The sequence below is a fragment of the Pseudomonas sp. Mn2068 genome, assembly GCF_049319725.1.
In the GTDB taxonomy this organism is placed as follows: domain Bacteria; phylum Pseudomonadota; class Gammaproteobacteria; order Pseudomonadales; family Pseudomonadaceae; genus Aquipseudomonas; species Aquipseudomonas gingeri.
In genome coordinates this window covers 37,500-60,157 of sequence record NZ_JBMOUG010000014.1, presented here as the reverse complement: position 1 = coordinate 60,157, position 22,658 = coordinate 37,500, and the positions used below count along the sequence as shown (strand labels likewise).

Annotated in this window: 26 protein-coding genes; 9 read left to right on the top strand and 17 right to left on the bottom strand. The window is 63.0% G+C overall.

The window, feature by feature from the left end; translation table 11 throughout:
• Window positions 1-190 precede the first annotated feature (190 nt).
• Together ACL9RJ_RS25635 and ACL9RJ_RS25630 are read left to right on the top strand one after the other, a co-directional pair.
• Window positions 191-1,501, top strand: coding sequence for an MFS transporter (locus ACL9RJ_RS25635; protein WP_017126433.1), 1,311 nt, complete (start codon window positions 191-193; stop codon window positions 1,499-1,501).
• Between the two features lie 90 nt (window positions 1,502-1,591).
• The gene (locus tag ACL9RJ_RS25630) at window positions 1,592-2,671 is read left to right on the top strand and encodes a nucleoside hydrolase (protein WP_042935401.1); all 1,080 of its coding nucleotides are present in this window, start codon (window positions 1,592-1,594) and stop codon (window positions 2,669-2,671) included.
• A gap of 44 nt (window positions 2,672-2,715) precedes the next feature.
• On the opposite strand, the gene ACL9RJ_RS25625 is transcribed toward ACL9RJ_RS25630, so the two are convergent.
• A complete protein-coding gene (locus ACL9RJ_RS25625; protein ID WP_422765796.1) occupies window positions 2,716-3,261 on the bottom strand; it encodes a histidine phosphatase family protein in 546 nt (181 codons plus the stop codon).
• 261 nt (window positions 3,262-3,522) lie between these two features.
• On the opposite strand from ACL9RJ_RS25625, the gene ACL9RJ_RS25620 reads away from it, so the two are divergent.
• The 5 genes from ACL9RJ_RS25620 to ACL9RJ_RS25600 all read left to right on the top strand — a co-directional run bounded on the left by ACL9RJ_RS25620 (window position 3,523) and on the right by ACL9RJ_RS25600 (window position 7,378).
• Window positions 3,523-3,741, top strand: a complete 219-nt coding sequence (locus ACL9RJ_RS25620; protein WP_017126430.1) for a CbtB domain-containing protein — start codon at window positions 3,523-3,525, stop codon at window positions 3,739-3,741.
• A 15-nt stretch (window positions 3,742-3,756) separates the two neighbouring features.
• Window positions 3,757-4,485, top strand: a complete 729-nt coding sequence (locus ACL9RJ_RS25615) for a CbtA family protein (RefSeq protein ID WP_422765795.1) — start codon at window positions 3,757-3,759, stop codon at window positions 4,483-4,485.
• A 138-nt stretch (window positions 4,486-4,623) separates the two neighbouring features.
• Window positions 4,624-4,998 carry a copper homeostasis periplasmic binding protein CopC gene (copC, locus tag ACL9RJ_RS25610; RefSeq protein WP_177119043.1) on the top strand — a complete coding sequence of 125 codons (375 nt, stop codon included), beginning with the start codon at window positions 4,624-4,626 and terminating at the stop codon, window positions 4,996-4,998.
• Between the two features lie 4 nt (window positions 4,999-5,002).
• Window positions 5,003-5,854, top strand: a complete 852-nt coding sequence (gene copD / locus ACL9RJ_RS25605; RefSeq protein ID WP_177119042.1) for a copper homeostasis membrane protein CopD — start codon at window positions 5,003-5,005, stop codon at window positions 5,852-5,854.
• A gap of 153 nt (window positions 5,855-6,007) precedes the next feature.
• Window positions 6,008-7,378 (top strand): gluconate:H+ symporter, encoded by a 1,371-nt coding sequence (locus ACL9RJ_RS25600; RefSeq protein ID WP_177085112.1) that lies wholly within the window; start codon window positions 6,008-6,010, stop codon window positions 7,376-7,378.
• Window positions 7,379-7,505: 127 nt separating this feature from the next.
• On the opposite strand, the gene ACL9RJ_RS25595 is transcribed toward ACL9RJ_RS25600, so the two are convergent.
• From ACL9RJ_RS25595 to ACL9RJ_RS25585, 3 genes are all read right to left on the bottom strand, one after another.
• The gene (locus ACL9RJ_RS25595) at window positions 7,506-7,991 is read right to left on the bottom strand and encodes a GNAT family N-acetyltransferase (RefSeq protein ID WP_017126424.1); all 486 of its coding nucleotides are present in this window, start codon (window positions 7,989-7,991) and stop codon (window positions 7,506-7,508) included.
• 63 nt (window positions 7,992-8,054) lie between these two features.
• Window positions 8,055-8,189, bottom strand: a complete 135-nt coding sequence (locus ACL9RJ_RS25590) for a hypothetical protein (protein WP_017126423.1) — start codon at window positions 8,187-8,189, stop codon at window positions 8,055-8,057.
• Window positions 8,176-8,754: a DUF4865 family protein gene (locus ACL9RJ_RS25585; protein WP_177119040.1), complete on the bottom strand. Its 579-nt coding sequence runs from the start codon at window positions 8,752-8,754 to the stop codon at window positions 8,176-8,178. Before ACL9RJ_RS25585 ends, ACL9RJ_RS25590 begins: the two co-directional genes overlap by 14 nt.
• Before the next feature lie 108 nt (window positions 8,755-8,862).
• Between ACL9RJ_RS25585 and ACL9RJ_RS25580 the strand changes: the two genes are divergently transcribed.
• Together ACL9RJ_RS25580 and ACL9RJ_RS25575 are read left to right on the top strand one after the other, a co-directional pair.
• Entirely contained in the window at window positions 8,863-9,729 is an 867-nt protein-coding gene (locus ACL9RJ_RS25580; protein ID WP_422765794.1) for a LysR family transcriptional regulator, read from the top strand.
• A gap of 241 nt (window positions 9,730-9,970) precedes the next feature.
• Complete coding sequence (locus ACL9RJ_RS25575) at window positions 9,971-10,573, top strand: hypothetical protein (protein ID WP_177109440.1); 603 nt, start codon at window positions 9,971-9,973, stop codon at window positions 10,571-10,573.
• Between the two features lie 104 nt (window positions 10,574-10,677).
• On the opposite strand, the gene lpxO is transcribed toward ACL9RJ_RS25575, so the two are convergent.
• The 13 genes from lpxO to tmk all read right to left on the bottom strand — a co-directional run bounded on the left by lpxO (window position 10,678) and on the right by tmk (window position 22,657).
• Window positions 10,678-11,577: a lipid A hydroxylase LpxO gene (gene lpxO / locus ACL9RJ_RS25570; RefSeq protein ID WP_177085124.1), complete on the bottom strand. Its 900-nt coding sequence runs from the start codon at window positions 11,575-11,577 to the stop codon at window positions 10,678-10,680.
• Window positions 11,578-11,769: 192 nt separating this feature from the next.
• Window positions 11,770-12,696: a PfkB family carbohydrate kinase gene (locus ACL9RJ_RS25565; RefSeq protein ID WP_103033033.1), complete on the bottom strand. Its 927-nt coding sequence runs from the start codon at window positions 12,694-12,696 to the stop codon at window positions 11,770-11,772.
• Complete coding sequence (locus ACL9RJ_RS25560) at window positions 12,689-14,155, bottom strand: purine-cytosine permease family protein (protein ID WP_017126417.1); 1,467 nt, start codon at window positions 14,153-14,155, stop codon at window positions 12,689-12,691. Before ACL9RJ_RS25560 ends, ACL9RJ_RS25565 begins: the two co-directional genes overlap by 8 nt.
• Before the next feature lie 109 nt (window positions 14,156-14,264).
• On the bottom strand, window positions 14,265-15,269 hold the full coding sequence (locus ACL9RJ_RS25555) for an ADP-ribosylglycohydrolase family protein (protein WP_422765793.1): 1,005 nt from the start codon (window positions 15,267-15,269) through the stop codon (window positions 14,265-14,267).
• Complete coding sequence (locus ACL9RJ_RS25550) at window positions 15,266-15,979, bottom strand: GntR family transcriptional regulator (RefSeq protein ID WP_177108447.1); 714 nt, start codon at window positions 15,977-15,979, stop codon at window positions 15,266-15,268. The genes ACL9RJ_RS25555 and ACL9RJ_RS25550 overlap by 4 nt, the downstream gene beginning before the upstream one ends.
• A gap of 188 nt (window positions 15,980-16,167) precedes the next feature.
• Complete coding sequence (locus ACL9RJ_RS25545; RefSeq protein ID WP_177057512.1) at window positions 16,168-16,731, bottom strand: DUF1285 domain-containing protein; 564 nt, start codon at window positions 16,729-16,731, stop codon at window positions 16,168-16,170.
• A gap of 17 nt (window positions 16,732-16,748) precedes the next feature.
• A complete protein-coding gene (locus tag ACL9RJ_RS25540; protein ID WP_177057513.1) occupies window positions 16,749-17,354 on the bottom strand; it encodes a DUF4823 domain-containing protein in 606 nt (201 codons plus the stop codon).
• A 246-nt stretch (window positions 17,355-17,600) separates the two neighbouring features.
• Window positions 17,601-18,569: a GTP 3',8-cyclase MoaA gene (locus ACL9RJ_RS25535; protein WP_177057514.1), complete on the bottom strand. Its 969-nt coding sequence runs from the start codon at window positions 18,567-18,569 to the stop codon at window positions 17,601-17,603.
• A 186-nt stretch (window positions 18,570-18,755) separates the two neighbouring features.
• The gene (locus ACL9RJ_RS25530) at window positions 18,756-19,394 is read right to left on the bottom strand and encodes a TetR/AcrR family transcriptional regulator (protein WP_017126411.1); all 639 of its coding nucleotides are present in this window, start codon (window positions 19,392-19,394) and stop codon (window positions 18,756-18,758) included.
• Window positions 19,395-19,836: 442 nt separating this feature from the next.
• Window positions 19,837-20,622 carry a TatD family hydrolase gene (locus tag ACL9RJ_RS25525; RefSeq protein WP_177057515.1) on the bottom strand — a complete coding sequence of 262 codons (786 nt, stop codon included), beginning with the start codon at window positions 20,620-20,622 and terminating at the stop codon, window positions 19,837-19,839.
• Between the two features lie 15 nt (window positions 20,623-20,637).
• Complete coding sequence (locus ACL9RJ_RS25520; RefSeq protein WP_017905754.1) at window positions 20,638-20,994, bottom strand: PilZ domain-containing protein; 357 nt, start codon at window positions 20,992-20,994, stop codon at window positions 20,638-20,640.
• 54 nt (window positions 20,995-21,048) lie between these two features.
• Complete coding sequence (locus ACL9RJ_RS25515) at window positions 21,049-22,032, bottom strand: DNA polymerase III subunit delta' (RefSeq protein WP_177057516.1); 984 nt, start codon at window positions 22,030-22,032, stop codon at window positions 21,049-21,051.
• Window positions 22,025-22,657 carry a dTMP kinase gene (gene tmk / locus ACL9RJ_RS25510; RefSeq protein ID WP_177057517.1) on the bottom strand — a complete coding sequence of 211 codons (633 nt, stop codon included), beginning with the start codon at window positions 22,655-22,657 and terminating at the stop codon, window positions 22,025-22,027. The genes ACL9RJ_RS25515 and tmk overlap by 8 nt, the downstream gene beginning before the upstream one ends.
• Window position 22,658 lies beyond the last annotated feature (1 nt).

Below are 22,658 nucleotides of genomic sequence, written 5' to 3'. Positions count from 1 at the left end.
AAGCGGCTGTAATAAAAACCAAAGAGGGCCGCGTGAAAACGTAGCGAGCGAAGTCAATACCAGGCGAAGACAGGCGAGGACGCGGAGTTTACACGTTGTAAATGAGCAGTCCGAACCTGTCTTCAACGCAGTATTTTCGAGCGCGGCAGTTTTCACGGGGCACGAATAAGTCACCGCCAGGAGACAACCAATGCCCATTGCGAATGCAACATCAGCGACTTCGGTCGCCGACCCGACCCAAGCGCTCTACCACAAGATCACCTGGAAACTGATCCCGTTCCTGTGCTTCTGCTATCTGGCCGCGTACCTCGACCGGATCAATATCGGTTTCGCCAAACTGCAGATGCTCGACCAGTTGCACTTCAGCGAAACCGCCTTCGGCCTGGGTGCCGGCCTGTTTTTCGTCGGTTATATCCTGTTCGAGGTGCCGAGCAACCTGGTGCTGGAACGGGTCGGGGCGAAAATCTGGATCGCGCGGATCATGATCACCTGGGGCCTGCTCTCGGCCTGCACCATGCTGGTCACGTCCACCACGCAGTTCTACATCCTGCGTTTCCTGCTCGGCGCCGCGGAGGCCGGTTTCCTGCCAGGCGTGCTGTTCTACCTGACCACCTGGTTCCCGACCCACCGACGGGGACGGATCATCGCCCTGTTCATGATCGGCCTGCCGCTCTCCAGCGTGATCGGCGGCCCGCTGTCCGGCTGGGTGATGGGCCATTTCGACCAGGTCAGCGGCCTGCGCGGCTGGCAGTGGCTGTTCCTGATCGAAGCGATTCCCAGCGTGCTGCTCGGCATCCTGACGTTCTGGGCGCTGCCGAACCACTTCCGCCAGGCCAAATGGCTGAGCGAAGACGAGAAAAATGTACTGGAAAACGAGCTGCGGGCCGATGAGGCCAGCAGCCCGGACAGCAAGCAGCATTTCCGCGACGGTTTCTTCAACCTGAAGGTGTGGATGCTCGGCGGCATCGATTTCTCGATCCTGCTCAGCGCCTATGCCATGGGTTTCTGGATGCCGACGTTCATTCGCAACGCGGGCATCACCGACACCTTCCATATCGGCGTACTGACCGCCTTGCCGAGTGTCGCCGCACTGCTGGGCATGCTGCTGATCGGCGCCAGTTCCGACCGCCACCGCGAGCGCCGCTGGCACATCATCGTGCCGTTCTTCATCGGTGCCGCCGCCATGGCCACCAGTACGTTCTTCACCCATAACGTGGTGGCGACCGTGGCGCTGTTCGCCATCGCCTCGGCGGCAATCATCGGCGCGGTGCCGGTGTTCTTCAGCCTGCCGGCGACCTTCCTCAAGGGCACCGCGGCGGCCACCGGCTTTGCCCTGGCCTGCTCGGTGGCGAACATCGCCGGACTGGTGAGCAACTCGCTGATGGGCGTGGCGATCGACCTGACCGGCAGCAGTGCCGGTGCGCTCTGGTTCTTCGCCGGCTGCCTGATCCTGAGCAGTTTCCTGGTGATCGCACTGCCGGCCAAACTGGTCAATCGTTAAGTAGTCACTTACCTGCCGATGGCGTTTCCAGGCGTCGGCAGGCATGCTGGACTACCGCAAGACAACAACAACTCATTGGGGCAAATCAACATGCAACGCTTTCTCAAGGGCTGCGCGCTGGCGCTGGCTGTCGGCTTGTCGGCCGGTTCGCTGCAGGCGGCTGAAAAAGTCATTCTCGACACCGATTTCAACGTCCTCAACGACGACGGCCAGGCCTTTATCATGCTGGCGCAACTGCACGCGCAGAAGAAGATCGACCTGCTGGGGATGACCCTGGTCAGCGGCAATGCGTGGGTCGACCAGGAACAGGTCGATGCACTGAAGGCCGTCGAGCGCATGGGTGTGGAAAAGGAAATCGGCGTCTACTCCGGCGCGGCGTATCCGCTGCTGCATGACTTCGCGACTTATCCACAGGAGAAGGCGATGTTCGGCGCCGGCTGGCCCGGCGCGTTCAAGAACCCGCGACCGACCTCGGCCACGCAACTGGTGGCGCCACCCGATGGCATGGCGACCCACACCCAACTGCGCAGCGAAACCGCCCCGCAGTTCATTATCGACAGCGTGCGCAAGAATCCTCACGAAGTGACCCTGCTGGCCATCGGCCCGTTGACCAACCTGGCCCTGGCGATCCGCCAGGCGCCGGATATCGTGCCGCTGATCAAGCGCATCGTGTACATGGGCGGTGCCATCGAGATCCCGGGCAATACCACCCCGGCCGCCGAGTTCAACTGGTGGTTCGACCCGGAAGCGGCGCGGATCGTCCTGCGCTCGCCGATCGAACATGTGATCTTCCCGAACGATGTCTGCGAGAAAGTCACCTTCGACGCCTCGGTCTACAAGCGGGTGATCGCCGCCAAGGGCGCGGTGCCGGAACTGTACAAGAGCGTGTTCGGGCCGGAGTTCGCCAAGGACCCCGGCTACCACAGCTTTACCTGGGACAGCCTGCCGGCGCTGTTCCTGACCGAGCCTGGAATCGTCACCGAATCGCGCGATATGTGGGTCGATGTCGACACCCATTTCGGTCCGGACTACGGGCGTGCCCTGGGTTACAAGAAGAACCCGCCGGTGGGGACGCAGAAAGCCAAGGTGGTGTTCGCGGTGGACCAGAAGAAATTCTGGAACGACTACGTGTCGCTGGTGACCCTGCCGACGCCGGTGAAAAAGCCCTAGTCGACACACTCGTTCCCACGCACGGCGTGGGAACGGGCCTGCGCTCAGAAACGCAGACGCCAGCGTCCGTTGCGACGCAGGTCGACCACTGACAAGGGCTCGATATCGATCGCGTTGAACGAAGCCGGGCCAGCCTGCAGTGCATGCAGGATGGCCGCGCGGATCACGAAGGGATGGGTCACGACGACAAAATGCCCGTCCTCGTGAAAACCGTCGAGCCAGGCTCCGACCCTCGCACACAGCGCCTCCACCGATTCGCCCGCCGGCGCTGCCACCAGCGGCTGGCTGACCCAGGCCGCCAGCGCCTCAGGATCGCTTTCCTGCAGATCCGCCAGGGCCAGGCCCTGCCATTCGCCAAAGTCGTAATCCCCCAGTTCCGGAACGATCTCGATCTCGCTGCCCAGGGCCTCGGCCGTCTGCCAGGCGCGGGTCTCCGGCGCACTGAGAATCCGCACCGGCTTTTTCAGCCGCGCCGCCAGCTCGGCAGCCTTGGCCAGGCCCTTGGGTTCCACCGGCTCATCCAGCGGAAAACGCCCCAGGCGCTGGGCCTCGGTGCGGGCATGGCAGACAACACTGAGCCGGATCGGCATATGGAATTTTCTCCCGTTACGCCTCGCGGGGGATTACACTCCGCGAGCACTTGTATCAATTTGTTACAAGGAAGGAAGCCGGTGGAAACCCGGCACGGTTGCGCCACTGTAATCGCATTCAAACGGTCTGTACGAGTACTCGCAAGGCGGCCTGAGGGTCGCACAGGCGATTATCGTACAGAGCATAGATGCCGAGAGTCAGACCCTTCCACGCACACTCCACTTCTCAGACCGGACGCACAATCCCTGGAGATTTTTCAGATGGCCAGTACCGCAACATACGATACTCCCGGCTCCATATCGATCCCCACCATTCCCCTCGGCGAACTGCTGCCCTGGGCAATCTTCGGCGGCCTGCTGCTGATGCTGGCGATTTACTTCGTCGGCGCGGAACAGGGCGCGACCTCGCTGATCTCCGGCATGTACGTGCATGAGTTCGTACACGATGGCCGTCATTTGCTCGGCTTTCCCTGCCACTGATCACGAGAACTCATCATGACTGGATCACTTCTGCTGCGCGGCATGCTCGTGGGGCTCGTAGCCGGCTTGCTGGCGTTTGGCTTTGCCAAGGTCTTTGGCGAGCCGCAGGTCGACAAGGCCATTGCCTTCGAAGAAAAAATGGACGCCATGAAGGGCGAGGCGCCTGAACCCGAGCTGGTCAGCCGCGAAACCCAGAGCAGCATCGGCCTGCTGACCGGCGTGCTGGTCTACAGCGCGTCCATGGGTGGCCTGTTCGCCCTCGTGTTCGCCTATTCCCTGGGCCGCGTCGGTCGCATGGGGCCGCGTGGCCTGTCCGCCCTGCTGGCACTGGCCGCCTTTATCGCGGTGATTTTCGTGCCGGAACTCAAGTACCCGGCCAACCCGCCGTCGGTGGGCGACCCGGATACCATCAAGCAGCGCACCAAGCTGTTCTTCCTGATGCTGGCGGTGTCGATCGCGGCGATGGTGATCGCGATCAACCTCGGTCGCAAACTGATCGCCCGTCACGGTGCCTGGACGGCCACCCTGGCCGGTGCCGCGCTGTATATCGTGATCGCCGCCGTGGCCCATTACGCGTTCCCGGAAATCAATGAAGTGCCGGCGGACTTCTCGGCCGTGGTGCTGTGGCAGTTCCGCGTCGCCGCCCTGGGTATCCAGCTGGTGCTGTGGACCACCCTCGGCCTGCTGTTCGGCTGGTTGACCGAACGCGCCCTCAAGCGCCAGGGCCACTGCGTGCTCGGCTGATCGGACCAGGCGACTGCATTACAAAAAAGGAGCCGGCTGCCCCCGGCTCCTTCGTGCCAAACCCCTCTGTACCGGCTATTGTTGCCCCACGTTCTCTCGCATCATCCTCACCTGTTTCCGCCATCAAGGTACTGATCGATGTCATTTCCCCACCTGAAAAAAGCCCTGAATACCCTTGTCCTGCTCGGCGCTTGCGTCGCGGCCGGTTCCGCGTTCGCCCATGCACACCTGAAAAGCCAGACCCCGGCGGCGGACAGCACCGTCAGCGCCCCGAGCGAATTGCGCCTGGTGTTCAGCGAAGGGGTCGAAGCCCAATTCAGCAAGGTCGGGCTGAGCAGTGACGGCGTCCCGGTCGCAGTGAAAAGCATCGTCACCGATCCGGCCGACAAGAAAACCCTCATCGTGACCCCGGCCGCCCCGCTGAAGGCCGGCGACTACAAGGTCGAATGGCATGCGGTCTCGGTCGACACCCACAAGAGCGAAGGCAACTACGGCTTCAAGGTGGGCAACTGAATTCATGCAAAGCGCCATGGTCCTGTGCCGTTTCCTGCATTTCACCATGGTCCTGTCGCTGTTCGGGGCCTGTCTGTTCAGGCCCTTGCTGCTCGGACCGGCACCCTGCGCGATCCTCGACCTGCGCCTGTCGCGGGCCAAACGCTGGATGGCCGGCCTGGCCTCGCTCAGTGCGATCGCCTGGCTGCTGCTGACCACCGCCGGCATGACCGGCGATGGGGCCGACGCGTTCCACCTCGGCACCCTGCAGTTGGTGCTGGGCAGCACTTTCTTCGGCAAGGTCTGGAGCTGGCACCTGGGGTTCGGCCTGCTGCTGTTGATTGGGCTCCGGGCCAATACCTCTCCCCGGCTCAATCTTCTGCTTGCCTTCCTGCTGCTGGCGACCCTGGCTCCGGTCGGCCACGGCGCGATGCTCGACGGCCTGGGTGGCCGGCTGCTGATGTTCAACCAGTTGCTGCACCTGAGCGGTGTCGGTGCCTGGATCGGCGGACTGATGTTGCTCGCCCTGGTGCTGGGCAAACCGGCGGAACATGACATCGACCGGGTGCTGCGCCGGTTCAGCAACCTCGGCTACCTGCTGGTCGCCACGATCATCGTCACCGGGATGATCAACGTGCGCGTGCTCACCGGTGCCGTCTGGCCGACTCCGCTGTTCAGCGGCTTTGCCCTGATCCTGTTGATCAAGGTGCTGATGGTCGCGCTGATGCTGGGGCTGGCGCTGTTCAACCTGGTGATGAGCCGGCGCGGACACTTCAGCGTCCTGCGCCGCAGTGTGACGCTCGAATGGCTGCTGGGACTGGGGGCGATCCTCGCGGTATCGCTGCTGGGCACATTGCCGCCGATGCTGATGGACTGAAGCCGCTTCGGTTACTGCTCGCGACCGACGCAAACCGTCCGGGACTTTCAGACGGCCGTTGGTAAAAAACCCGTGTCAGATAGTCATCTATATGAATTGATCAGGTATATTCCTTCCAACCGCGTAACAAGATATTACAAGAAGGGGTTTCCGTTGGATCTTTCACATGCCGCGTGGCTCGCCCACGACACCCGCCTGATCGTCTGCTGCCTGCTGGCCATCGCCACCATCATCGTGCTGATCAGCCTCACCAAGTTGCCGCCCTTCCTGTCCATCCTGATCGGCACTTTTGTCGCCGGGCTCGGCGCGTCCCTGCCGCCAGAGGAAGTGGCCAAGGCGTTCAGCAAAGGCGCTGGCAGCCTCCTGGGCGAAGCCGGGATCATCATTTCCCTGGGCGCCATGCTCGGCGCGCTGATGGCCGAATCCGGGGCCGCCGACCGCATCGCATCGACGTTGCTGCGCCACGCCCGCGGCAAGTCGCTGCCCTGGGTGATGGCGCTGGTGGCAATGATCATCGGCCTGCCGCTGTTCTTCGAAGTCGGCCTGGTGCTGATGGTGCCGATCATCTTCGTGATCGCCCGGCAATCCGGCCAGCCGCTGCTCAAGGTGGCGATCCCGGCCCTCGCCGGCATGACCACCCTGCACGCGCTGATGCCACCTCATCCGGGGCCGCTGATCGCCGTCAGCGCCCTGCACGCCGATCTCGGCATGACCATGCTGCTGGGTTTGTGCATCGCCATTCCGGCGGTGATGCTCGCCGGCCCGGTGTATGGCATCTGGCTGTCGAAGCGCCTGGATGTGAAGGAACCGGCGGAACTCGGCGCCCTGTTCACGGCGAAGGTCGAGACCCGGCGCAAGCCGAGCTTTGCCGTCTCGCTGCTGATCATTCTGTTGCCGGTGCTGTTGATGCTCGGCAGCACCCTGGCGAAAGTCGCCATGGCGCCGCAAAGCAACCTGGCGATCACCCTGAAGTTTCTCGGCGAACCGCTGATCGCCCTGGGCCTCGCGGTGATCGCCGCGGTGATCTGCCTCGGCTGGTCGATCGGCATGGCCCGCGACCAGGTCGGCAACGTGCTGCGCAAGAGCCTCGCGCCGATTGCCGTGCTGTTGCTGACCATCGGCGCCGGCGGCGGGCTGAAGCAGACGCTGCTGGAAGCCGGGATCAGCGACACCATCAGCAAGGTCGCCACCGGCGCGAACATGTCCTACGTGCTGCTGGCCTGGCTGATCGCCGTGGCCTTGCGTCAGGCGACGGGTTCGGCCACCGTGGCGACCACCACCACCGCGGGCATCCTGGCCCCGCTGATGGCGGGCCTGGCAACCACCCAGAGTTCCCTGGTGGCGCTGGCCATCGGTGCCGGCTCGGTATTCTTCTGCCACGTCAACGATGCCGGCTTCTGGATGGTGCGCGAGTACTTCGGCCTGCAACTCAAGCAGACCATCTGGGTCTGGTCGGTACTGCAGACCATCGTCTCGGTGGTCGGGCTGATCGGCACGCTGCTGTTGTGGCAGTGGTTGCAATAAACATCGGCCCAGGTTGAACCCGATTCCTGCAGGAGCCGGCTTGCCAGCGATGGCGGTGGTGAATGTGACATCGCTATCGCTGGCAAGCCAGCTCCTACAGGTTTCGCGGGGTTTTCAGGATCGCTGTTCAGTCCTGCGAATAGGCGAAGTTCTTCAACACTTCGCCGTCCATCCGGTAGCGCACCCATTCACTCTGGGGTTGCGCGCCGATGGACTCGTAGAAGCGGATCGCCGGCTCGTTCCAGTCCAGCACACTCCACTCCAGGCGTCCGCAATCATTGGCGCAGGCGATCTTCGCCAGATGCCGCAAGAGCTTCCTCCCCGCCCCGGCGCCGCGTTGTTGTGGCGAGACATAGAGGTCTTCCAGGTACAGGCCATTGCGCCCGAGCCAGGTCGAGTAGCTGAAGAAAAACACCGCGAAACCGACCGGTTCGCCGTCCCGCAGGCAGATCAGGCCGTGGGCCGTGGCGCCTTCGCCGAACAGGCTGCGCTCGATGTCGACGACACTGGCGATCACTTCGTGACGCGCCCGTTCGTAGTCCGCCAGTTCGGTAATAAAGGCCAGGATCTGCGGCGCATCGCTGGGCCGGGCTTCGCGTATTTCGAGGGACATGGGCGCTTCCGGAATCAATGGAGACGCCCATGCTATTCGGATTGTGTTGCCGCTTGAATCATTTCAACGAAAATTCGTTCGCAACAGCAGGCAGGCCAGCAGCGTCAGGCCGAGGATCAGCCCTGCGCCCACGCCCATCCCCAGCAGATGGGCAAGCAGCGCGCGGCTGGCCTGCCCCTGCTCGTCACGCCCGTCCATGACGCCGGCTCTCGACACCGGGTTGGGCCAGGTACAGCACTTCGTAGGCCTCGCTGGCACGACTGCGGTCCGGATGACCTGACGACAGGGTGATGCGCACCAGCCGCCAGCTCGCGGTATCCAGTGCCAGGAAGACCGCGAAGGTATCTTCCTGGCGTAGAAGAGCCTGGTTGCGCTCGATCTCGCTTGCCAGCAACCGGGCGCGATCGGCTTCCGGGTCGACCGCCAGTTCTTCGCGGTACAGCGCCCGCGCCTCAAGCGCCGTGCCCAGCTGGAAATCCAGGGGCAACCAGGCCTCGATCTGCGGACGACCAAACGAATCGATCACCTTCTGGAACCGCTCATCCATCAGGAAGGCAGCGGCGGCGGCCGGATCCGACCACAGGTAGACCGACGCATACTGGTTGGCCGAGGCACCGAAGACGCCGCGCTCCCGGGCGATAAAGGCCTTGAACAACAGGCTGCGGGCATCGTCCCAGAGCGGTCCGAGTTCAGCGGCACGGCGACGGATCAGATCCATGTCGTAGTTGGCGGGCAAGCGGTGGGAATACTGTTTGGCAAACATGATCGCGCTCCTTGGGAAAAACCGGTTGTGGAAAACCTGGAGCCAGCTTGCGCAAGGTCGATGATTACAACAAGATATCTACCGATATATGTGTGATAAGAGGTAGATATGACAGACATCAGCAGGCCTCTCGATATCGACACCGTCCAGGCCTTTGTCCTGATTGCCGACTTCGCCAGCTTCACCCGCGCCGCCCAGGCACTGGACACCTCCCAGGCGGCCATCAGCCTGAAGCTCAAGCGTCTGGAGGAGCGCCTCGGTTATCGCTTGCTCGAGCGCACGCCACGGCATGTGCGCCTGGCGCCTTCCGGCGAGCAATTCATCCAGGCGGCGCGGACCCTGCTCCAGGCCCATGAACGCGCCCTCGGCGACATGAGCGCGCCGCCGAGCCGACGCTTGATCATCGGTATCAGCGATCATGTCGCCGGGCCCGACCTGCCGGTGCTCCTGAGCCGACTGGCCCATTACGATCCGTTGTTGATCATCGAGGTGCGCATCGCATCGTCCCGGGACCTGAGCGCGTCCTTCGACCGCGGCGAACTGGACGCCGCCATCGTGCGCAGCGAGGGCGACCGCCACGACGGTGAAGTGCTGGTGGTCGAGCGCTTCGGCTGGTTCGCCGCGCCGACCTGGCAGCATGTGCCGGGTAGCGTACTGCGCCTGGCAACCATGGCCGCGCCGTGCGGCGTGCGCCACCTGGCGGTACGGGTACTGGACGACGCCGCAATTGCCTGGACCGAAGTGTTTATCGGCGGCGGCGTCATGGCGGTGGGCGCGGCGGTCAGTGCCGGGCTCGGCGTCGCCGCGCTGGCAAGGCGGGTGGCTCCGGCCGGTGCTGTCGAAGTCGGCGAACAGTTGGGACTTCCGGCGCTGCCGGTGACCGAAATCATCCTGCATTCACGGCCCACGGACGCCCGCTCCCAGGAGACACTGCGGGCCTTGAGCGCGGCGTTCCGGGGGGTGCTGGAGCGTTGACCGCGTGGTAAGGGTTGATGTGGGTCCGGCCCCCGAATCCAGGCCACGACATCAATCCGACGTATACGAGGCCCGCACAGACAGGGAAAACTCATCCCCGGAGAAAATCGAAAACACTTGATAGCCAAATGCCTTCATGGTTTAAAGGCCGGGCCTGAAAGATGTCCGGAGCGGCGAACACGTCTTTGCCGCGGCGCACCTGAGTAGGGAATAACTCGAGTTCAAGACCAAGGAGCATTCAATGCGCTTTATCCATTTGTGGCTGCTGGCCGCCGCTGCACTGCTGGGCGGCTGTGCCGGCAACCCGATGCAGGTAGTCCCCACGCAAACCATCCCGACCGCCGAACCGACCGCCGCCCAGGTGGTGTTCATGCGCTCGTCGTTCGTCGGCAAGATCATCGATGCCTCGCTGTATGACGTCACCGGCGGCCAGACCCGGTTTATCGGAATCATGGCCAACGGCAGCAAGATCAACTACCCGACCACCCCGGGCAAGCACACCTTCATGGTGGTTTCCGAAGCTGCCGACTTCCTTGAAGCCGACCTGGCCCCGGGCAAGACCTACTACAGCGTCGTGACGCCACGCATGGGTGCCTGGAAAGCCCGCTTCTCGCTGTGGCCGGTCAGTAGAGACAGCAAGGCCGAGTTCAGCGCCGGCAGCAAGGACGTCACCGATCTGATCAAGAACACCGAACTGGTCGACAACTCGCCGAAATCGCTGTCGTGGTTCGAGAGCAACAAGGGCAGCGTGGAAGAGAAACGCGCCGATTACTGGCCGGTCTGGCAGCAGAAGAGTCCCGAGGACCTGGCCAAGCGTACATTGCACCCGCAGGATGGTATCTAGTTGATCGCCCCTGGCGACCCATTGCGGAACGCTTGAAAAAAATCGGCCGGACTCCCGTTGGGAGCCCGGCCGATTCATTGCTGCAATCGATCGCGGAAATGGCGCTAGATCAGCAGGAACAACGCCAGCAGGCCACCGAAGATCGCCCATTTTTCCAGATAATAGCGGGTGCGATTGGTCTTCTTCAGCGCCTTGCCGCGCAGGCGGATGCCGTACAGTTTGGTGAAGGCCTTGTTGATCCCGCCGGTCTTATCGCCGTCGCCATTGGGCGCCGCGGCAGCCGCCATCACGTTGCGGCTGAACCAGCGGTTGAACGCCGCCGCCCAGCGATATTTCATCGGCCGCTCGATATCGCAGAACAGGATCACGCGGTCCTTGTCGGTGGTGTTTTCCGCGTAGTGGATAAAGGTCTCGTCGAACATCACCGGCTCGCCGTCGCGCCAGTGGTAGTTCTGGCCGTCGACGTTGATGTAGCAACCCGCGTCGTTCGGCGTTTCCAGCCCCAGGTGGTAGCGCAGCGAACCGGCATACGGATCGCGGTGACGGACCAGCTTCGAACCCGGCGGCAATTCGGCGAACATCGCCGCCTTGACCGTGCCGATGCCGTTGAGCAGCTCGGTAGTACGCGGGCAGAGCTCCAGGGCGGAGGGATGGTTGTCGCCGTACCATTTCAGGTAGAAACGTTTCCAGCCGGTCTTGAAGAAGGAGTTGAAACCGACATCGTCGGGCCGCTCGGATTTCTTGATTTCACCCGCCCGCAGCAAGGCCAGGGCCTCCTCGCGGATCGCCTGCCAGTTGTCCTGCAACGGCTTGAGTTCGGGGAAGTCCGTCGTCTGCAGGTACGGTCGGCTGGGGATCTTCGAAAACAGATAGAGGAAGCAGTTGATCGGTGCCAGGAAGCTGGAGTGGTCGCTCAGTTGGCGACCCAGCTTGTGCCGGACTTTACCGCGCAGGTGTACATACGCGATGGACAATACGTAAACAGCAATGATGATGAGTTTCACGGGCGTCGTCACAGAAGTCGGAGAATACGCTGACTTCACCCGACCACCAGCCTTGGAGCAGAGCCTCCGGAGGCTGGGTATCGAGAAAAGTAGCCAACGTACTAGGGTAGAACAGCCGCTGCCGTGGTTTCCAGCACTTCCTACTTAAGCAGAAGACAAAAGCGCAATCTATTACAGATTTTTCTTACATCCTTACGACTTCAGCCCCGCGACCAGGACATCCACTTCGTCAGCACCCGGCGAGGTTGCCGGCCCCCAGCGGGTCACCGCCAGGGCCGCCGCCGCATTGGCGCGAAGGGCTGCCTGGGCAGCATCGAGCCCCGCCGCCAGCCCGGCGAGGAACACTCCGGAGTGAGCGTCGCCGGCACCATTGGTATCCACCGCCGTCACCTTGAAGCCGGGGATATGCCGGCGCTCCCCGTGCCGGCTGATCCAGCAACCGTCCGGGCCGTCGCGCACCAGCAGCAGGGCACCGTCGGACAGACGCCGCGTCAGGCTGTCCAGGGAGCCGGCAATATCCACGGCGCCAGTAAAGCGCAGGGATTCGACACTGTTGCTGGTCCAGATATCGATACGCGGCAGCAGGGCCGCCATGGGTGCCGAGTCCGGCGCGTTGACCAGCGGCCCCGGATCGAACACCACCGTCACTTCCCTCGGCAAGGCAAGCACCCAGTCCAGCAGCGCCTGCACCTTGTCCGGGTATTGCAGGCTGTAGCCGCTGACATAGACATAGTCGTCGGCCTGTACCGCAACCCGCGCCAGATCGGCGGCCGAGAGCCCGCCTTCGGCGCCGATATGGGAAATGAAGGTGCGCTCGGCACTGGCTTCGGTCAGGGACACGCAGAGCCCGGTGTCCTTTTCCTTGTCGCTGTCGAGGGCGATCTCGACCCCTTCCGCCACCATCGCCTGACGGGCCAGTTCGCCGAAGCGGCCGTTGCCGTGACGACCGAGGTAGACCACCGCCAGGCCGTTGCGCCGGGCGGCGGCCATCACATTGAAACCGGCACCGGCTTCGAAGCTGGCGGCATTGGCCAGGGCGTCACCGCCACTGACCGGCAACTGGTCGAGGGAAATGACCAGGTCAACCATGACCTGGCCGGTATGCAGCAATCTAGCCATTGGCATTCTCTACAAAGGCCGCACGACGATCCGCCGCGCCGCCGAGCAGGCCGTAGATACCGCCTGCCACGAGGAAGGTGACGATCCAGCCCAGGCCGTTGTGACCCAGCCAGGAATCGGACAGGAAACCACGGAACCAGATGTTCTCCGCCGTGGTGCCGATGGTGGTGAAACTGAAGCCCAGCACGATGGCTACGGCCCAGGCACCGAACGCACGCCATTCCACACCCCCGCGATACCAGTAGGCGCTGGTCGGACTGACGTCCAGCAGGTCCTTGGCGCTGTAGACATGACGATGCAGCAGGTCGACCACGAAGATCCCGACCCAGGCGGTGATCGGCACGGCCAGCAGCGAGATAAAGGTGATGAACGGGCCGTAGAAGCTGTCGGCGATCAGCATGAAGTAGATGGAGCCGGCGAAGATCGCCACGATATCGACGATCACCGCATGCACGCGCTTGACCTTCAGGCCGAGGGTCAGGGTGGTCAGGCCGGCCGAATACACCGAGAGGTTGTTCGACAGCAGCAGGCCGCCGAATGCGGTGATCAGGTACGGCACCGCCATCCAGGTCGGCAGCATGTCGCGGATCGCGATGATCGGGTCGGTGGCTTGTGCCAGGTCATGGTTGCCCACCGACAACAGGCCGCCGAGGGTGATCAGCAGCACCAGCGGGATACCCGCACCGAAAGCCGCCGAAGCGACGAGACGCGCAGCCTTGACGCTCTTGTGCTGGTAGCGCGACATATCCGCCCCGGCGTTGGCCCAGCCGATGCCGGTGCCCGCCGCCATGGTACCGATACCGATGATCATCGCGCTCATCGGCGCCGGCGTGGCGTTGAACACCGCGCTCCAGTCGATGGTGGCGCAGAGGAAACCGCCGACCAGGATATTCAGGGCGCCGAAGACGTAGGTCGCCCACTTCTGGATCACCAGCAAGGTGGCGTGGCCCAGGCCGGAAACCGACAGGGTCAGCAACACGAAGATGGCGATGAACAGCAGCGTCAGCGCGGGTGCGCTCTTGGCTTCGACCGGCGAGTGGAACAGGATCGAACACAGCGACAGCAGCACAAAGGCCGCCGTGGTCGTATTGACCGTTTCCCAGCCCAGGCGCGACATCAGCGAAACGATGGTCGGGCCGATATTGCCACGCACCCCGAAGATCGCCCGCGACAACGTCAGGCTCGGTGCCCGGCCGCGGCGACCGGCGATGGAGATGACCCCCACCACGGCGAAGGAGCCCGCCGCACCGATGATGGCGACAATGATCGCCTGCCAGATCGCCAGGCCGCGAAAGGCCACCAGGGTCGCCCCCAGCGGCAAGCCGAGAATACTGATGTTGGCGGCGAACCAGACCCAGAACAGCTGCAGGGGATGGCCGTTGCACTCCGCTTCGGGAGCCGGTTCGATACCGCGGGTTTCCAGTTGCCCGGCACTTTGCCCGGCGTTTGATGAGGTCATGGTGTTCAGCTCCTGATGCCATTGTTGTGGTTGTGGGCAGTGCGGAAGGCGTAGTGAAACCCGGGCCACTCCGGCCCCCTTCTTCTGCAGTCCGTTGCGTTTTGTTTATTCAGGCGGTGCGCAGGGCGATCAGCCCTTGAACCAGTGGAACCAGTTCCAGCCCGTTGACTTCGATGATCTGTGCGATCAGTTCGGGCGGCCAGCACTCCAGGCCGTCGCAGGCGCCGAGCATGGCGCCGAGAATCCCGGCGATGGTGTCGGTGTCACCGCCGATACCGGCGGCCAGGCAGGTCGCGTCGAAGGCGCTCAGGCGCCCCTCGGCCACGCGCTGGGCCAGGGCAAAGGCGACCACCACCGACTCCTGGCTGGCGACGGAAGTACCGACCACGTCATAGAGCAGATCGGCGAGATCGGCATCGGCGCAGTCGGCGCTCAGTTGCCGGGCCCAGCGGATGCGCGGACCGATGCGACCACCGGCAACCCAGTGGCCATGCTGTTCGGCGGCGAAGGCGATCTCGGTGCCGACCTCCAGCGCCTGCGCCAGGCTCTTGCCGTTGATCCCGCTGGAGATCACCGCGGCCACGGCGGCGGCGCTGGCGATGCCCAGGTTAGTGTTGTGGGTGACCTGGCAGGCCTGCACCACGACCTTGAGAAAACGCCCGGGCTCGGCGATATCGGCGGCAATGCCCACCGGCGTGATACGCATCGCCGCGCCATTGGTGGTGCCGTAGCGTCCGGCCTCTTCAGGGCTGTGACCGGCGAGGATCATTTCGATCGCGCGCTTGGTCGACGGCCCCAGCAGGTCCTGGGAACCCTTGGCCTGCATCACCGCTTCCCAGGCGATCAGGCGTTCGGCGAGCACGGCCGGATCGATATGGCCCTGCCCGTCGATCAGCAACTGGCCGACCAGGATCGCCTGTTCCGTGTCGTCGGTAATGGAACCGGCGGGCATGTTCGGCGCAATCGGCTGGTCCGGACCGGCGTCCACCAGGGTGCGGATGCTGCCGAAGCGCGCCTGGATCTGGCTACGACTCAATGACTGGGTCGGCATGCCGAGGGCGTCGCCCAGGGCCAGGCCATAGAATGCGCCGAGGGCGCGGTGCGTCGGGGTCATGTCGGGTTTCCAAAAGCCAGGTGCAGGCGGAAATGCAAGGGATCAAGCAGGCTTTCGACCTGTTCCATGAAACGTCCCTGTTTGTCATAGGTGGTGCGCAGGGCCTTGAGGAACACGGTGCCCACGGGACGCCCGAGCAGCTCGGCGTCCTCTGCGCCGAGGGGTTCGGCACCGATCCACTGGTCGCCACGCTCGCCGATAAAGCCGTGGGCGGCCAGGGTGATGGTCAGGGAGTTATCGATCAGGCCGGTTTCGGGCAGGCTTTCCAGGCCGCCGCTGGCCGGCATCAGGGAATGTTCGAGGGAGACCACGACGCCTTCGGTGTTGCGCCGCCGCCGGTCGAGGGCGATGAACCGGTCAGTGCCGTAGCGACTGAGCAGGTCCGGACGCTGCACGGCCTCGAAACGCAACACTTCGGTGTTGATCAGCGCACCGGTGTCGGCCAGGGCCTGGGCCCAGCCCGCGCGCTGGTCGAGCGCGATGCCGTCATAGGTGACGATCGAGCCGACGCCGCTCTGGGTGGCGATGTAGTTGCGCCGCTTGAGCTCGGCCAGGGCCTCGCGCAGCGTGCCACGGCTCACCGAGAATTCTTCGGCCAACTGATGCTCGCCCGGCAGCAGAAAGCCGTCTTCGAGAAGACCGCTTTCGATGCGCCGGATCAGCTCATCGACCACCCGTTTTTTCTTATCAAATCGAACATGTCTAATCATGTACAAATTGATAACCGAAACAGGCTTGTCGATGCAAGGAGTTTATTTTTCGAAGGGATGAATGGCGATGTACTTGAGGGTGCTATCGCCGGCAAGCCGGCTCCTACAGAGTGCGCGTCATCTCAAGGTCTGGTTGCGGTCATTGTAGGAGCAAGCTTGCTCGTGATCCGTCGGCAGGCGGAACCACCTCAGGGTTCGAGGCCGATGGGGAAAAACTCACCGCCGCTCCACACGCCCAGCCAGGACTGGCCGTCGATCTGTCGCGTGACCGCCAGCTCTACCAACTGGTAGAACACGTTGCGGTGGATCAGCGCTTCGAGATTGCTGCGTACATGCACATACGGCGTCGGCTCCTGGCTGACGGGATCGATCAGCACCCGGATCGGATGCTCGGCACCCGCGCTGACCTGTTCGTCGACATAGGTGGTAAAGCACAGTTGCTGCGCCTCGCCCTGCCCTTGGACCTCCAGGGTCACGGCGACAAAAGGCGCGTCGTCGACCTTGATGCCGACCTTTTCCACCGGGGTGATCAGGAAATAATCGTCGCCGTCACGACGCAGGATGGTGGAGAACAGCTTGACCATCGGCTTGCGCCCGATGGGTGTGCCCAGGTAGTACCAGGTACCGTCGCGGGCGATACGCATGTCGATATCGCCGCAGAAGTCCGGATTCCACAGGTGAACCGGCGGCAGCCCCTTTTCCGTCCTGGGAATCTGTGCCAACAGGTCGTTGGCCTTGCCTGGTTCACTCATGCTCACTCCGAAATGACTTACTGATCGCTCAAGCCCAATAGACTACGCGCATATTCGGCCAGTGGCTTGGCGATCAGGTCCTGCGGCTTGTTGTCATGGAACGTCAGTAAACCGCCACGACTCTTGATCCGCGCGGTATCGATCAGGTACTGGGTGCTGGTTTCGATCAGCATGATCTGGATCACGCCGCTGTCGATCCCCAGGCGATCGACGGCTTCCTGGTCAGCCCATTCGTCGTAGTTGCCGATCCGGTCGTCGGCCTTGGCGAAACGGGTGTACAGCAGGTAGTGGGCACCGGCGGAGCGGGCTTCGGCCATGGCCTCGTCGAGGCCCTCCGGCGCACGGGCGCGACGGACCATCGGGAAGTATTCGACAAAGCCGTTGAAGGCCTCTTCGGCCACCACGTTCGGCCGTGGATAGGCGCTGCCGGGCGGAGTGAATGCACCCTGGGCAATGTAGATGAAGGAGTCAGGCTGAATGCGGAAGGAATGGATCCGGCGCGTATCGCTATGATCGAGCAATCCCGCGTCGCTCATCTGATAACGCGCGCCCTCTCCCAGATCGCTGACTTTCATGCAGCCGCCCAGCGCCAAAAACGCCAGCAGCATAACCAGGCTACGCATCCTATCCTCCAGAGGCCGGTGACGGAAAACCGGCGAATAGCCGCGTGATGCAGCTTCCGCGCCAGATTGGTCAGTCAGAGGGGGCGGGGCATGCTTCAAGCCCAGGGGGATACTGCTTGATTCATGTGGAAGCAGGCTTTTGTAGGAGCGGGCTTGCCCGCGAAGAGGCCAGTGAAGCCGCTAAAAGCTTCGCGGGCAAGCCCGCTCCCACACAAGCTCCGCGCCTACATAGAGGTGTGGATATGCCTAGCCACCAATGATTTTCATCACCGTCGCCCCGCCGGAGAAGGCCACTTCCTGCTTGTCGCCCAGGGCCTTGACCAGCAGCCGCTGCAACGCCGGCAGGGCTTCGTGGCGCGGCTTGTCCAACAGGTCGCCGACGTAATGCCGATTGCTCGACGACAGGCAGCCATGCAGCCATCCCGTGGAGGACAGGCGCAAGCGCGAGCAGGTCCGACAGAACGGTACGCTTTCATTGGCGATCACGCCAAAATAGCCCTGCCCCGGAATCTCGTAGCGCACCGCGGTCGCGTCGACCGGTGCATTGGCCTGCAGGTATTCGTAGCGCTCACCGATCAGCCCGAGCAATTGCTGGAGACTGACAAACTGCTGGAGAAAGGCATTGTTGTCGCTGGCCAGATGCCCCATGCGCATCAATTCGATGAAACGCAGCTCGTAACCCCGCTCCAGGCAGTAGTCGAGCAGCGGCATCACCTGGTCCAGGTTCTGTCCGCGCAGCGGCACCATATTGACCTTGATCTTCAGCCCCGCCGCGCGGGCCCGGTCCATGCCATCGAGCACGCTCGCCAGATCGCCGCCACGGGCAATGCTGCGGAACGCTTCGGGGTCGAGCGTGTCGAGGGAAACATTGATCCGCCGGATGCCGGCCTCCACCAGCAACGGCAGTTTGCGTGTCAGCAGTTGGCCGTTGGTGGTCAGGCTGATATCACTCAAGCCCATCTTGCCCACCGCGCCCATGAAGGCTTCCAGCTTGGGACTGACCAGCGGTTCGCCGCCGGTAATACGCAAGCGCTCGATACCGGCCGCCTCGATCAGGTAGGCAACACCCCGCGCCATGGCTTCGGCCGACAATTCATCCTGGGCAGCCACCAGCCGCTTGCCATTGGGCACGCAATAGGTACAGGCATAGTTGCAGGCGGATGTCAGGCTGATGCGCAGGTTGCGAAAACGCCTGCCTTGACGGTCAACGATCATGGAACACTCCGGCGATGGACTCTGGCACAGACTAAAAGCTGACTTGAAAATCAACTTTTAGCAAGTCCTATCCGTAGGAGCCGGCTTGCCGGCGATTCAAGCGACGCGGAATTCAAGCCGCACCGCGCTATCATTCTTCGCCGGCAAGCCGGCTCCTACAGGACCATCACCAGTATACCGCGCCGGTCAGGCTACCGGCGTATCGGTGTCGCGCTTGCGCTTGTTGCCCATGCGCACGCCGATGTCCATCAGGAACTGGAAGAAGCCCTCCTGATCCTCCAGCACATTGCTCCAGAACGGCGAGTGGTACAACGCGACCGCGCCGTGCACCAGCGCCCAGGCGGCGCAATAGTGGAAATACGGCGGCACGTCCTCGAGCTTGCCTTCGCTGATACGGCCCTTGATCAACAAGGTCAGGCGCTCGAAGTTGGAGGCGCGGATCTTGTGCAGTTCCTCGACCATTTCCGGGACCTGATGGCCCTTGACCACCTTCTCTTCCAGGCGATCGAACAGTCGATAACGCTGCGGGTCGCGCATGCGGAATTCGAAGTAGGCGCGGGACAGTGCTTCCTTGTCCTTGTCGACGTCGGCCGAGTGCAGCAATTCGTTCAAGTCGCGCTCGTAGTCGAGCATCAGGCGCAGGTAGATCTCCGCCTTGGACTTGAAGTGCTTGTAGATGGTGCCTTTGCCGATACCGACGGCATCCGCGATCATCTCGACGGTGACACTGTCTTCACCCTGTTCGAGGAACAGCTTTAGCGCGGTATCGAGAATTTCTTGCTCGCGGCGACGAAACTCACGGACCTTACGGGGTTCTTTATGCATAAGAAAAGGTCTGTAGGGGCAAAATCGAAGCCAAGTATTATGCCTGAGCCGCACCAAATTGCACGAATCATCCGAGGCTTTTCGTTTTCACTGTCGACGAATCAGACCTTATCGGTCAAAAAGTCTTCGTCCGGGTCACGGAGCGTCGCATTCAGGCAAGACCCGGAGGCGGTGCCGAGCAATGAGAACTCAACCGAAGCGCCGGTATTCCAAATCTGTTTAAAAAACGAGCAGGCCTGACTGGACGTGACGCGATACTGGCCAATACTTGAAGTGTCGGCGCGACATCTCCCCCAAGTGACGCGCCGATAAAGGTGCCAAGGGACCGCGCGCCTTTGTTTTACTCCTAATGGTCTTAACCCGGATTCACCCCCCCAGAACCCGGGTTTTTTTTGCCTGCGATTTGGCTTTCAAGGTCAAGGGATCGCTCCCACAACGACGCTCAGGAACGTACATGGGCCAGCGGAAACAAGCGCTTGAAGTTCTCGGTGGTCTGCTCGGCGAACTGCTCGTAAGGCACCCCGCGCAACATCGCCAGATAATCCGCCACATCGCGCACGTACTGCGGCAGGTTCGGCTTGCCCCGATGGGGAATCGGCGCGAGGTAAGGCGAGTCGGTTTCCACCAGCAGGCGATCGGCCGGCACCTGCCGGGCCACATCGCGCAAGGCATCGGCGTTGCGGAAGGTCACGATCCCCGACAGCGAGATATAGAACCCGAGGTCCAGCGCCGCGCGGGCCATGTCCCAATCCTCGGTGAAACAGTGCAGCACGCCGGCCTGGGGCAGCTGTGCTTCGCGCAACAGGCTCAGGGTATCGGCGCGGGCGCCACGGGTATGGACGATCACCGGCTTGCCGGTCTTCTGCGCCGCCTGCAGGTGCAGGCGGAAAGACGCCTGTTGCAAGTCGGCCGCTTCCGGCTCGTAGTGATAGTCCAGGCCGGTTTCGCCGATGGCCACCACGCGCGGATGATCGAGCTCGCGCAACAACCAGTCGAGGGCCGGCGTCGCCTCGGGCTTGACGTCCAGCGGGTGCACGCCGACCGAACAGTCGACATCGGCATACCGCTCGGCCAGGGCCTTCACCCCGGCGGCGTTATCGGCGCTGACACCGATGCACAGGAAATGCCCGACCCCGCGCTGGCGCGCCGCTTCGAGGGCGGCATCCAGGGAGCCCTGGTGTTCGGCGAGATCAAGACGGTCGAGGTGGCAATGGGAATCTACAAGCATGGGATAGAGTGACAACTACATCGTATGGGTGGGACGGTCGGACTTGAGGGCGCCGGCCAGATGGGTTTCGATCTTGCTGCGGGCGGTGTTGTCGCCGTCGTTGAACTGCACGCCGATACCTGCCGCGCGATTGCCCTGGGCGCCCTTGGGAGTGATCCAGGTGACCTTGCCGGCGACCGGGATTTTCTCCGGCTCGTCCATCAGGTTGAGCAGCATGAACACCTCGTCACCCAACTTGTAGCTCTTGTTGGTGGGGATGAACAGGCCGCCGTTCTTGATAAAGGGCATATAGGCCGCGTACAGCACCGACTTGTCCTTGATGGTCAGGGACAGGATACCGTTGCGCGGGCCTGGACCAATGGGTTCGTTCATGCGGACTCCCGAAATGCAGATAACCCGATTCTAGGCGCTTGGTGGCCTGTACGGCTAGTTCGCCGGCAACGCTGCCCACTGCACCAGCAAGGCTTCGAGCAGCAGCACCCGGTTGAGGTTGGCCTTGCTCAGCACCTTCTGCCGCTGGGCGAGGATCCAGTCCTGGATATTCAGGACCTTTTCCTGCGAGGTTTTCTGCGCGAGGTACTGCACCACCTTGCGCATATCGTGCAGGCCCAGGCCAGCTTCATCCTGGGTCAGTTGATAACGCAAGATCAGGCTCGACCAGTCGCAGAACCAGTCGAACAGCAGCAACAGCGCAATGGCATTCCAGCCCTCGGCCAACTGCGTGGCCGACTGCTGTTGCTTGAGCAGTTTCTTCACTCCGTCCACCACCAGCGCCCGCTGTTCGCGCACGCCCTGGGCCTGCAGACTGACCGCCGCCAGAGGCGAACCGGCCGCCAGGGTCAGCAGCTCGGCACGCTCTTCTTCGCTGCAATCGGGCAAGGCCCCGGCCAGCCACTCCAGGCTCATGGCTTCGCCCGGCAGCGGACAGGCCTGCTGCACGCAACGGCTGCGAATGGTCGGCAACAAGCGACTGGACTGGTGGCTGACCAGCAACAGCACGGTATCGCCGGACGGCTCTTCGAGACTCTTGAGCAAGGCGTTGGCGGCGTTGATGTTCATCGACTCCACCGGCTCGATCAGCACCACCTTGCGCCCGCCCAGTTGCGCGGTCTGCACCACGAAGCTGACCAGATCGCGAACCTGGTCGACCTTGATCGCCTTGTCCGCCTCTTCCGGTTCGAGGATGTAGTTGTCCGGGTGACTGCCCGCCGCCAGCAACAGACAGGACTTGCAATGGCCGCAGGCATTGAGGCCTTGCGGGCTCTTGCACAGCAGCAGCGCCATCAGCCGTTCGGCCAGGGCCCGCTTGCCGATCCCCACCGGGCCGTGGAGCAGATAGGCATGGGCATGCTGCGTGCGACCGGCCAGTTGCTGCCAGAGGGCGTCCTGCCAGGGATAGGCTTCAGCCACGATGCCGCTCCAGGATCAGTGGCAGCAGGCCGTCCAGCGCTTGCTGGACTTGTGCCAGCGGCAAGGCGGCATCGACCAGGCGATAACGTGCCGGGTCGGCTTCAGCACGCTTCAGGTAGGTACTGCGCACCGCATCGAAGAACACCCGCCCTTCCTGCTCGAAGCGATCCAGCCGGCCACGCGCACTGGCGCGGGCCAGGCCGATTTCCACCGGCAGGTCGAAGACCAGGGTGAGGTCCGGGCGCAACTCGCCCTGGACAAAGGTTTCCAATGTGGCGATTCGCTCCCGGGACAAGCCACGACCGCCGCCCTGGTAGGCATAGGTGGCGTCGGTAAAGCGATCGCACAACACCACCGCCCCCCGCGCCAGGGCCGGGCGAATCACCTGGGCCAGGTGCTGGGCACGGGCGGCGAACACCAGCAACAGTTCGGTGTCGGCACACATGGCTTCATCGCTCGGGGCCAGCAGCAATTCGCGAATACGTTCGGCCAGGGGCGTACCGCCCGGTTCGCGGGTCAGCAGCACATCGATGCCCCGGGCGCGCAAGCGCTCGGCCAGGTACTCGCGATTGGTGCTCTTGCCGGCGCCTTCCGGGCCTTCCAGGGTAATAAACAAGCCGGTCACA